Annotated in this window: 10 protein-coding genes; 4 read left to right on the forward strand and 6 right to left on the reverse strand. The window is 72.3% G+C overall.

Annotated features, from left to right (window positions below; all coding sequences use genetic code 11):
• Positions 1-64 precede the first annotated feature (64 nt).
• Genes pcaDC through pcaH form a run of 4 tightly spaced genes read right to left on the reverse strand, consistent with a single transcriptional unit; the run spans position 65 to position 3,905 of the window.
• Entirely contained in the window at positions 65-1,192 is a 1,128-nt protein-coding gene (pcaDC, locus tag GRC12_RS15280; RefSeq protein ID WP_208779793.1) for a bifunctional 3-oxoadipate enol-lactonase/4-carboxymuconolactone decarboxylase PcaDC, read from the reverse strand.
• Complete coding sequence (gene pcaB / locus GRC12_RS15285) at positions 1,189-2,523, reverse strand: 3-carboxy-cis,cis-muconate cycloisomerase (RefSeq protein ID WP_208779794.1); 1,335 nt, start codon at positions 2,521-2,523, stop codon at positions 1,189-1,191. The genes pcaDC and pcaB overlap by 4 nt, the downstream gene beginning before the upstream one ends.
• Positions 2,520-3,125 (reverse strand): protocatechuate 3,4-dioxygenase subunit alpha, encoded by a 606-nt coding sequence (gene pcaG / locus GRC12_RS15290; protein WP_208779795.1) that lies wholly within the window; start codon positions 3,123-3,125, stop codon positions 2,520-2,522. Before pcaG ends, pcaB begins: the two co-directional genes overlap by 4 nt.
• Positions 3,126-3,131: 6 nt before the next feature.
• The gene (pcaH, locus tag GRC12_RS15295; protein ID WP_208779796.1) at positions 3,132-3,905 is read right to left on the reverse strand and encodes a protocatechuate 3,4-dioxygenase subunit beta; all 774 of its coding nucleotides are present in this window, start codon (positions 3,903-3,905) and stop codon (positions 3,132-3,134) included.
• A gap of 190 nt (positions 3,906-4,095) precedes the next feature.
• On the opposite strand from pcaH, the gene GRC12_RS15300 reads away from it, so the two are divergent.
• Positions 4,096-4,560 carry a MarR family winged helix-turn-helix transcriptional regulator gene (locus GRC12_RS15300; RefSeq protein ID WP_208779797.1) on the forward strand — a complete coding sequence of 155 codons (465 nt, stop codon included), beginning with the start codon at positions 4,096-4,098 and terminating at the stop codon, positions 4,558-4,560.
• Positions 4,561-4,586: 26 nt separating this feature from the next.
• On the opposite strand, the gene GRC12_RS15305 is transcribed toward GRC12_RS15300, so the two are convergent.
• Positions 4,587-5,549, reverse strand: coding sequence for a DUF3048 domain-containing protein (locus GRC12_RS15305; RefSeq protein ID WP_208779798.1), 963 nt, complete (start codon positions 5,547-5,549; stop codon positions 4,587-4,589).
• 252 nt (positions 5,550-5,801) lie between these two features.
• On the opposite strand from GRC12_RS15305, the gene GRC12_RS15310 reads away from it, so the two are divergent.
• The gene (locus GRC12_RS15310; protein ID WP_208779799.1) at positions 5,802-6,992 is read left to right on the forward strand and encodes a zinc-dependent alcohol dehydrogenase; all 1,191 of its coding nucleotides are present in this window, start codon (positions 5,802-5,804) and stop codon (positions 6,990-6,992) included.
• A gap of 19 nt (positions 6,993-7,011) precedes the next feature.
• Here the strand turns inward: GRC12_RS15310 and GRC12_RS15315 are convergent, their stop codons facing one another.
• Positions 7,012-8,082, reverse strand: a complete 1,071-nt coding sequence (locus tag GRC12_RS15315; RefSeq protein WP_208779800.1) for an ATP-dependent DNA ligase — start codon at positions 8,080-8,082, stop codon at positions 7,012-7,014.
• Between the two features lie 74 nt (positions 8,083-8,156).
• Here GRC12_RS15315 and ligD point away from each other — a divergent pair, with 74 nt between their 5' ends.
• Entirely contained in the window at positions 8,157-9,182 is a 1,026-nt protein-coding gene (ligD, locus tag GRC12_RS15320) for a non-homologous end-joining DNA ligase (RefSeq protein ID WP_208779801.1), read from the forward strand.
• A 38-nt stretch (positions 9,183-9,220) separates the two neighbouring features.
• Positions 9,221-10,125: ornithine cyclodeaminase family protein (locus GRC12_RS15325; RefSeq protein WP_208779802.1), on the forward strand; the 905-nt coding region annotated here is incomplete at its 3' end.

Raw genomic sequence — 10,125 nt, forward strand, 5'->3', positions numbered from 1 at the left:
GCCCCCACCGTAGGCACGCGGCGGGGGCATGTGCGAGGTGCTGCTGGAGCTACGACCAGCAGGGTCACCCTCGGTCCTCGTCCTCCTCGGCCAGCACCCGCTGGGCCGTCGCGAACGCGGAGTTCGCCGCGGGCACCCCGCAGTACACCGCCGTCTGCAGCAGCACCGCGCCGATCTCCTCAGGCGTGAGCCCGTTGCGCCGGGCCGCCCTGACATGCATGGCGAGCTCGTCGTAGTGGCCGTGCGCGACCAGCGCGGTCAGCGTGATCATGCTGCGCTCGCGGCGCGAGAGGGTGGGATCGGTCCAGATCTCGCCCCAGGCGTAGCGGGAGATGAAGTCCTGGAAGCGGGCGGTGAAGGGCGTCTGGCGGGCCTGAGCCCGGTCCACGTGCGCGTCCCCGAGCACCTGGCGCCGTACCTCCATGCCACGCCTGGCGCCCCCGTCGAGGTGGGCCCGCAGCGCCGTCAGCACGGCCCGGGGGCACTGGGCGGGGGCGAGATGCCCGGCGCCCGGCAGTTCGACGAGGGTGGAGCCGGACACGGCGTCCGCGATCTCCCGCAGATGCGGCGGCGGGGTCGCCCGGTCCTCACGCCCGGCGATCAGCAGGGTGGGCACGGAGATGTCGGCGAGCCGTTCGCGCAGGTCGAAGGCGGCCAGCGCGTCACAGCAGGCCGCGTACGCCCCGGGGTCGGCGGCCCCCTGGTCCCGCACGAGTTCGGGAACGGTGAAACCGGGCGTGAACCAGCGCGCCGGAGCGCTCTCCACGAGCCACTCCAGTCCCTCCCGCCGTACCCGCTCGGCCCGCTCCTCCCACGGCCCCGCGCCGTTGAAGTGGGCGGAGGAGCAGATCACCGCCAGCGACGACAGCCGCTGCGGATGGTGCACGGCGAGATGCAGACCAACGGCCCCGCCCAGCGACACACCGGCGTAGGCGAACCGTTCGAGGCCGAGCGAGTCGGCGAGCGCGAGCACCAGGTCGGCGAGGTCACCGACGGTGGCGCCGGGACCGATCAGCCCGGGCGCGGAACCGCCGTGCCCGGGCAGGTCCCAGCGCACCACCCGGTGGGTGACGGACAGCTCGGGCGCCACCTTGTCCCACAGGGCGTACGACGTCCCGAGCGAAGGGCCGAGCAGCAGCGCGGGCGCGGAAGGGGCGCCCTCCGTGCGGTGATTGAGGAGTTTCTCGGTCAACGTCGCTCCAGGGCACGGTCGGTGAGGTCTCCGGCGGAGCCGGTGTAGCGGGCGGGGTCGGTGGACCCGGTGAGGTCGGTGTCCTTCAACTCGGGCACCTCGGCGAGGACTTCGCCCAGGGAACGACCCTCCGCGTAGGTGCGACGGGCGGCTTCCGTCAGCACGGACTTGGCGCGGGCGCGGCCCAGCACCGGCGCCAGCTCGGCGGACAGCCGCTCCGAGACGATCAACCCGTGGGTGAGGCCGAGGTGTTCACGCATCGCGTCGGCGTTCACCCGCAGCCCCTCGGCCAGTTCGGCGGCGTCCCGGGCGGCCCCGCCGACCAGCCGCAGCAGATCGCGCAGCGGCTCCCACTCGGCGTGCCAGGCACCGGCGGGCCGCTCGTCCTCTGCGGCCATCGAACCGTAGAGCGTGGCCGCGAGCAGGGGCGCCCGTCGCGCGGCGGCCGCGATCAGCGTGGAGCGCACCGGGTTGGCCTTGTGCGGCATGGCCGACGAGCCGCCGCCGCTGCCCTCCGCGACCTCGGCGATCTCGGTGCGGCCGAGGACGAGCACATCGGCCGCGATCTTGCCCAGCGCCCCGGCCGTGAAGGCCAGACAGCCGGCCAGGTCGGCGATCGGGGTGCGCAGGGTGTGCCAGGGCAGCAGGGGCTCCCGCAGGCCGAGTTCGCGGGCGAAGGCTGCCGTCAGCGCCCGGGTGTCCTCGGTGCCGTAGGCGGTGAAGGCGGCCAGGGTCCCGGCCGCGCCGCCGAGTTGGGCGGGCAGGCCGTCCCGTACCGTCCGGACGCGGTCCCGTGCGTCGAGCACCAGTGACCGCCAGCCGGCCGCCTTCAGCCCGAACGTCGTCGGTACGGCGTGCTGGGTGAGCGTGCGTCCCGGCAGCGCGGTGTCGCGGTGCTCGGCCGCGAGCCGGGCCAGGGCTTCCTCGGTGCGGGCGAGGTCGGCGAGCACGAAGTCCAGGGTGCGCACGGCGACCAGCATCAACGCCGTGTCCATGATGTCCTGGCTGGTCGCGCCCCGGTGGACATGGGGGCCGTGCTCCTCGCCCACGGCCTTCGTCAGGTCGGCGACCAGCGGAATGACCGGGTTGCCGCCGGAGCGGGCGCGCCCGGCGAGGGAGCGCAGGTCGAAGCGGCCGGCGTCGGCCGCCTCGGTCACCGCCGCCGACGCCTCGTACGGGGCGAGATCCAACGCGGCCTGGGCGCGGGTGAGGGCGGCCTCCGCGTCGAGGAGGGCCTGCAGAAAGGCCGTGTCGGAGGTCGCGGAGGCGGCCGGGGAGCCCGCCCAGCCGGGGGCGAGCAGGCCCGCGTCGTCGGGATCGGCAGAGGTCACGTGAACTCCAGGAAGACCGTCTCGCCTTCGCCCTGAAGGCGGATGTCGAAACGGTAGGTCCCGTGGCCCTCGTCCCGCGCGATCAGCGTGTCGCGTCGCGCACGGTCCAGCCGGGCCAGCAGCGGGTCGGCGGCCAGCGCCGTCTCGTCGCCCGGCAGGTAGATCCGGGTGAACAGGTGCACCAGCAGTCCGCGCGCGAACACGCACACGCTGAGGTACGGGGCGCTGCGCCCACGGGCGCCCGGCCGCAGGGTGCGTGCGTACCAGTGGCCGTTCGCGTCGGTCTGGACGCGCCCCCACCCGGTGAACTCCACGCCGTTGCGGCCCAGATAGCCGCCGGTCGCGGGGTCGCGGCGGATCGAGCCGTCGGTGGTCGGCACGTTGCCGTCGGGGTCCGCGCCCCACAGCTCCACGAAGGCGTCGGGCAGCGGTTCGCCCTCCCCGTCCAGGACGTACCCGTGGACGGTGACGGTGTCCGGGTGCCCGACGGGGGCGATCTCCTCGCCGCCGCGGAAGGGCAGCGCGTATCCGTAGAAGGGGCCCACGGTGTGCGAGGGGGTGGGCAGCACGCTCTCCGGCTTGCTGGTGTCGATCTTCGTCATGGCAGGTCAGCGCCCTTCCTCGAGCCAGGTGGCGTTCGGCCCGTCCAGCACGATGTCCCAGTGGTAGCCCATCGAGAACTCCGGCACGGACAGGTCGTGGTCGTAGGTGGCGACCAGCCGCTGGCGCGCCGCGTCGTCCGTCACCGACTGGATGATCGGGTCGTACGGGAAGAGCGGGTCGGCCGGGAAGTACATCTGCGTCACCAGCCGCTGGGTGAACGCCGTGCCGAACATGGAGAAGTGGATGTGGGCCGGCCGCCAGGCGTTGAGGTGGTTGCGCCAGGGGTAGGGGCCGGGCTGGATGGTGGTGAAGTGGTAGCGGCCCTCGGCGTCCGTGATCGTACGGCCGACACCGGTGAAGTTCGGGTCCAGCGGGGCGTCGTGCTGCTCGCGCTGATGGGCGTAGCGGCCGGCCGAGTTGGCCTGCCAGATCTCGATGAGCTGGCCGCGCACGGGCTTCCCGGCCCGGTCCAGCAGGCGGCCCGAGACGGTGATGCGCTCGCCGACCGGCTCACCCGTGTGCTGCCGGGTGAGGTCGTTGTCGATGGCGCCGAGGTCCCGCTCGCCGAAGGCGGGGGAGTGCAGCTCCACCAGCTCCGGGTCCTTGCTGACGTCGATGGCGACCAGCGGCTGCTTGGGGTGGCGCAGCAGCGAGGAGCGGTACGGCGCGTAGTCGCGCCGCGGATGGTGCTCGACGGGGGCGCCGTCGGCGACCCGCTTCTCGTACGCGGCGTGCTCGGCCGCGATCTCCTGGTCGATGTCGTGCTGGGTGAGAGTCATGGCGGATTCCCCGGTAATTAATCAGGGCACTGAGTATTCTGGTGAAGTTTCCTTCACGCTGCCACCCGAGCCGTCCGGCGTCAAGACCTCGCAGAAGGACAAGGTCAAACAGGGGAGCACAGGCTGAAGACAGAGGAATGGCCGCCAGGTATCGTTCAGTGCACCAACGAATTCGACGGGGGGAGCGCACATGGCAGCGGTGGACCTCGCCACCCACCCCGGGCATCTCGCCCGGCGCCTGCAGCAGGCCCACTACCTGCTGTGGAACACGATGGTCTCGGAGGAGATCACCTCGCCCCAGTTCGCGGTCCTCAACGCGCTCGTCGCCGAGCCGGGCCTGGACCAGCGCACGGTGGGGGAGCGGGTGGGACTCGACCGGTCCACGATCGCCGAGGTGATCAGCCGGCTCGGCAGGCGCGGCCTGCTCGACAAGGTGCGCGACCCGCGGGACGGCCGCCGGTTCCTGCTGCGTCTGACGGAGGACGGGGTGCGCACCCACCGCAAGCTGACCGTGCGCACCGCCCGGATGAACCAGGTCTTCCTCGCCCCGCTGTCGGCCGCCGAGCAGACGGTGTTCTTCGAGCTGATCCAGCGGGTCGCGGACGCGGCCGAGGGGCTCCGCAACCCCGCGGAGCCCCTGGCGGCGCAGGGCTGAGCGCATGGCGGCGATCAGGATGCCGATCAGGACGCCTTCGCGAAGACGACCCAGACCTGGCCCTTGGCGAAGTCGACCGGCTTGCCGTCGTTCGTCGTGAAGTCCGTGCCGTCCGTGGCCTTGGCGCGCTTCCAGTCGACGTCGTAGGCCCTGCCGTCGCGCAGCACCTTCGCCCGGCCCGAGCCGACCGTGTCGGTGAAGGGCGTGTTGTTGCCGAGGAAGTCGTGGAAGCGGGACTTGCGCATCGTCACGTACTGCACGACGACCGTCGCCGGGGCCACCGGCTGCCCGTCGGTCGTCCTGCTGGGCGTGCCGTCCATCGCGACCAGCCAGCCGTGGCGGCCGGCGGACCAGGTGAAGGTGAAGCGGGCGGCGGGATAGCGCACGGTGAGCGAGGTGTCCGGTCGTCCGCCGTCGGGTGCGGGGCCGTAGCGGAAGCCGTTCGTCAGCGCGCCGGGGCCGGGAGCGGTGCGCATCAGACGGGCCGGGCGCAGATAGAGGTTGTGCGGTGCGGCCCGGTCGCTGCCGCGGAAGTAGGCGTCGGACGCCTTCTCCGGCGGCTCGGCCTTCAGCGGGGCCTTGGCGATCAGCGGCAGCAGCTTGTGCTGCGCCCCGGAGAAGGCGAGCGTCGGATGGTCGTACTGGCGCAGCAGTTCCAGATCGGACTCGCGGGCGCTGCGCACCGGGCCGACGACCTTGGGCAGGGTGCTCGCGTACACCGCCATCAGGCGGCTGAGTCCCCCCTCGACCTGCTCGACGTAGACGACGTCGGCCTGTCGCAGCCCGGTGTGGGGACGGGCGTCGGGGGCGTTGTCGATCTTGACGGCGAGGACGTGGCCGTGGCTGGTGGCGCTCTTGCTCGGGCTCGGGGAGGTCGGGGTGGGGCTCGGTGGCTCGGTGCGACCGCGACTGTCGTCCGAGGTGTGCGACTGCGTGCAGCCCGCCGCGAGCGCGGCGGTTGCCGTGGCGGCCAGCAGGGCCACTGTCATCGAGGCGTGTCGTCTGCGCGCCCGCTGTTGCGATCTGCCCACTGTGGCCCCACATCCCGTGTCAGTGATTGTGCGTTTATAGGTTCATTGGTGGCCATACCCGCTCGGTTCTGGTTGCGCGCGTTTGAATACCCCGAATGATTCCGAACGACCCCGATGGGCGTACAGGGCGGCGCTTCGCCGAGGAGGGGCCGGGTACTCGGGCCGTCCATGCCACCGGACACCCCGACGCGACGGAGGGAGCCCCACGCGATGAAGGCTGTGACCTGGCAGGGCAAACGTGACGTACGGGTCGAGGACGTGCCCGATCCGAAGATCCAGGAGCCGACCGACGCGATCATCCGCATCACGTCCTCCGGTCTGTGCGGCTCCGATCTGCATCTGTACGAGGTGCTCACCCCGTTCATGACACCGGGCGACATCCTCGGACACGAACCGATGGGCATCGTCGAGGAGGTCGGACCCGGGGTGCCGGACCTGGCCGCGGGCGACCGGGTGGTGGTGCCGTTCCAGATCGCCTGCGGCAACTGCTGGATGTGCCTGACCGGGCTGCCCACCCAGTGCGAGACCACCCAGGTCACCAGCGAGGGCATGGGTGCCGCGCTGTTCGGCTACACCCGGCTCTACGGCGCCGTCCCGGGCGCCCAGGCCGAGTACCTGCGGGTCCCGCAGGCCCAGTTCGGGCCGATCAAGGTCCCCGAGGGGCCGCCCGACGACCGCTTCGTCTACCTCTCCGACGTGCTGCCCACCGCCTGGCAGGCGGTCGAGTACGCGAGCATCCCCGACGGCGGCAGCGTCGCCGTGCTCGGCCTCGGACCGATCGGCGACATGGCCTGCCGGGTGGCCCGGGTACGCGGCGCAGGGCGGGTCTTCGGCGTCGACCTGGTCAGCGAGCGACTGCGCAGGGCGCGCGCCAGGGGCGTGGAGACGTACGACCTGAGGCACTTCGACAACGAGAAGGAACTGGTCGAGGCGATCCGCGCCGAGACCGACGGCCGCGGCCCCGACGCCGTGATCGACGCCGTCGGCACCGAGGCCCACGGCAGCGCGGCCGCCCGCCTCGCCCAGCAGGCCTCGGCGATGCTGCCGCGCAGGATCAGCGGACCGTTCGCCGAACGCTTCAGCGTCGACCGGCTCGCCGCCCTCCACACCGCGATCGAGCTGGTCCGCCGCGGCGGCACCATCTCCCTGACCGGCGTCTACGGCGGGACGGCCGATCCGATGCCGATGCTCACCCTCTTCGACAAGCAGATCCAGATGCGCATGGGGCAGGCCAACGTGCGCCGCTGGAGCGACGAGATCATGCCGTATCTGACGGACGAGGACGAGCTCGGCGTCGACGAGTTCGCCACCCACCGGGTGCCGCTCTCGGACGCCCCGCACGCGTACGAGATGTTCCAGAAGAAGCAGGACGGCGCCGTCAAGGTGCTGATGACGCCGTGACCCACCAAGGGGAGCGGACTCAGCCGGGGGAGCCGAGGATCTCGTCCAGGTCATAGCGCACCGGCTCCTGAAGCTGCGCGTAGGTGCAGCTCTCCGGCGTACGGTCCGGCCGCCAGCGGCGGAACCGGGCCGTGTGCCGGAAGCGCGCCCCGTTCTCCATGTGGTCGTACACCACCTCGGCCACCCGCTCCGGCCGCAGCGGCACCCACGACAGGTCCTTCTTGCCCGACCAGCGGCTCGGCGCCCCCGGCAGCCGGGCCGTCTCGTGCGCCGCCTCGTCCGACCAGGCCGCCCACGGGTGCCCCGCCACGTCGTCCATCCGCAGCGGCTCCAGCTCCTCGACCAGTTCGGCGCGCCGCTTCATGGCGAACGCGGCCGACACGCCCACGTGCTGCAGCCGGCCCCCGTCGTCGTACAGCCCGAGCAGCAGTGAGCCGACGACCGGGCCGCTCTTGTGGAAGCGGTAGCCCGCGACGACGACGTCCGCGGTGCGCTCGTGCTTGATCTTGAACATCACCCGCTCGTCCTGGCGGTAGCGCAGGGTGAGCGGCTTGGCGATGACCCCGTCGAGGCCGGCCCCCTCGTACTCCTCGAACCAGCCCCGCGCCACCTCGATGTCGGTCGTCGCGGGCGCGAGATGGACCGGCGCGGTGACCCCCGCCAGCGCCCGGGTCAGCAGCGCCCGCCGTTCGGTCAGCTCCACACCCGTCAGCGCCTCGTCCGCCAGCGCCAGCAGGTCGAAGGCGACGAAGGAGGCCGGGGTCTTCTCGGCGAGCATCCGCACCCGGGAGTCGGCCGGGTGGATGCGCTCGGTCAGCGCGTCGAAGTCGAGCCGCCCCTCCCGGGCGATCACGATCTCCCCGTCCAGCACGCACCGCTCGGGCACCCGCTCCCTCAGCGCCGCCACCAGTTCCGGAAAGTACCTGGTCAAAGGCTTTCCGGTACGGCTGCCGAGCTCGACCTCGTCGCCGTCGCGGAACACGATCGCGCGGAACCCGTCCCACTTGGCCTCGTACTGCATGCCCGGCGGGATCTTCGCCACCGACTTGGCGAGCATCGGCTTCACGGGCGGCATCACCGGCAGATCCATGATTCCGATTCTGCGCGCATACGGCGGCTCTCGCCCGGTGTGCGCGGTGTGCGCGGTGCGCCTACCGTGGCCGCATGGGCGAAGCGGTGGAACTTCAGGCGGGCGGCCGCACGGTCCGGCTGTCCAGCCCCGACAAGATCTTCTTCCCCGAGCGCGGTTTCACCAAGCTGGACCTCGCCCGGTACTACGTCGCCGTCGGCCCCGGCATCCTGCGCGCCCTGCGCGACCGGCCCACCACTCTGGAGCGCTATCCCGAGGGCGTGACCGGCGAGTCCTTCTTCCAGAAGCGGGCGCCGAAGAACATGCCCGACTGGATCCCGACCGCCCACATCACCTTCCCCAGCGGCCGCAGCGCCGACGAGATGTGCCCCACCGAGGAGGCCGCCGTGCTGTGGGCCGCCCAGTTCGGCACGCTCACCTTCCATCCCTGGCCGGTTCGCCGCGACGACGTCGACCGCCCCGACGAACTGCGCATCGACCTCGACCCGCAGCCCGGCACCGACTACGACGACGCCGTCCGCGCCGCCCACGAACTGCGCGCCGTCCTCGACGAGTTCGGCGGGCTGAAGGGCTTCCCCAAGACCTCCGGCGGACGCGGACTGCACGTCTTCGTGCCGATCGAGCCGCGCTGGACCTTCACCCAGGTACGCCGTGCCGCCATCGCCGTGGGCCGGGAGATGGAACGCCGGATGCCGGACCACGTGACGATCAAGTGGTGGAAGGAGGAGCGGGGCGAGAAGATCTTCATCGACTACAACCAGACCGCCCGCGACCGCACCATCGCCTCCGCCTACTCCGTACGGCCCCGCCCGCACGCCCCCGTGTCGGCGCCCCTGCGCTGGGACGAGGTCGGCATCGCGCATCCGCGGGACTTCGACATCGCGACCATGCCCGCGCGCTTCGCCGAACTCGGCGACGTGCACGCCGACATGGACGACCACCGCTACTCCCTGGAGGCGCTGCTGGAACTGGCGCGCCGGGACGAGCACGAGCACGGGCTCGGCGATCTGCCGTACCCGCCCGAGTACCCCAAGATGCCGGGCGAGCCCAAGCGGGTACAGCCGAGCCGGGCGAGGAAGGACGGGCCCGCGGGTGCCTGAGGCGTTCTTGCGCGGCCCCGTTGACCGATCATGGACGGGTGACGCTTCTCCTGACCCACGGTGACCTGCGGGCCCTCCTGGACGTCGAGGACTGTCTCGACGCGCTGCGGGAGGGTTTCCGTACGGCGGACGCCGTGCCGGTGGCCGGTCTGCGGGTGCGGACCGATCTGCCGTTCCCGGGGACGGCCACCGCCCTGCTTCCCGGTCTGCTGCCCGGCGTCGAGGCGTACACGGTGAAGGTCAACGCCAAGTTCCCCGGCGCGCGGCCCGCCCTGCGGGGGGTGATCTGCCTGCACAGCGGCGCGGACGGTGAACTGCTCGCCCTGCTGGACTCCGCCACGGTGACGGCCTGGCGCACCGGGCTGGCGGCGGCCCTGGGGACGCATCTCCTCGCCGGGCGCGGCGAGGTGACGGGGGTGGTCGGAGCGGGCGCGCAGGCCGAGTTGGTGCTGCGGGGGCTGGTGGCGCTGCGGGGCCCGGGCGCCCTGGTCGTCCATGACACGGACGGCGGGCGGGCGGAGGAGTTCGCCGCGCGGCACGGTGGACGGGTGCTGGGGTCGACTGCGGACGTCGCCGCTGCCGCCGATGTGGTGGTGTTGGCGACGTGGTCGCGGGAGCCGTTGCTCGGGCTGGCCGAGACGAGGGCCGGGCAGCACTTCACGAGCCTGGGCGTGGACGAGCCGGGCAAGCGGGAGCTGGCGGCGGAACTCCTTCAAGCGGCGCTGCTCGTCGTCGACGACTGTGAACTGGCGGCGCAGACGGGCGTGTTGGCGTCCTCCGGCCTCCCTGCCACGGCTGTCGCGGCGACACTGGGCGAGGTGATTCGCGGAGAGCACCCCGGCCGGGGAAGCGTCGAGCAGCGGACCGTGTACGCGCCGGTGGGTCTGCCCTGGCAGGACCTGGCGCTGGCGTGGACGGCGTACCGGCGGGCCGAGCGGGAGGG

It is taken from the genome of Streptomyces griseorubiginosus (genome assembly GCF_017614965.1).
Classification (GTDB): domain Bacteria; phylum Actinomycetota; class Actinomycetes; order Streptomycetales; family Streptomycetaceae; genus Streptomyces; species Streptomyces griseorubiginosus_B.

Bases quoted from the DNA above. Each gene is read 5' to 3' on its own strand.
- GRC12_RS15305 (WP_208779798.1), bottom strand. From the start codon at position 5,549: ATGACAGTGGCCCTGCTGGCCGCCACGGCAACCGCCGCGCTCGCGGCG.
- GRC12_RS15300 (WP_208779797.1), top strand. From the start codon at position 4,096: ATGGCAGCGGTGGACCTCGCCACCCACCCCGGGCATCTCGCCCGGCGC.
- pcaG (WP_208779795.1), bottom strand. From the start codon at position 3,125: ATGACGAAGATCGACACCAGCAAGCCGGAGAGCGTGCTGCCCACCCCC.
- ligD (WP_208779801.1), top strand. From the start codon at position 8,157: ATGGGCGAAGCGGTGGAACTTCAGGCGGGCGGCCGCACGGTCCGGCTG.
- GRC12_RS15310 (WP_208779799.1), top strand. From the start codon at position 5,802: ATGAAGGCTGTGACCTGGCAGGGCAAACGTGACGTACGGGTCGAGGAC.
- pcaH (WP_208779796.1), bottom strand. From the start codon at position 3,905: ATGACTCTCACCCAGCACGACATCGACCAGGAGATCGCGGCCGAGCAC.
- GRC12_RS15315 (WP_208779800.1), bottom strand. From the start codon at position 8,082: ATGGATCTGCCGGTGATGCCGCCCGTGAAGCCGATGCTCGCCAAGTCG.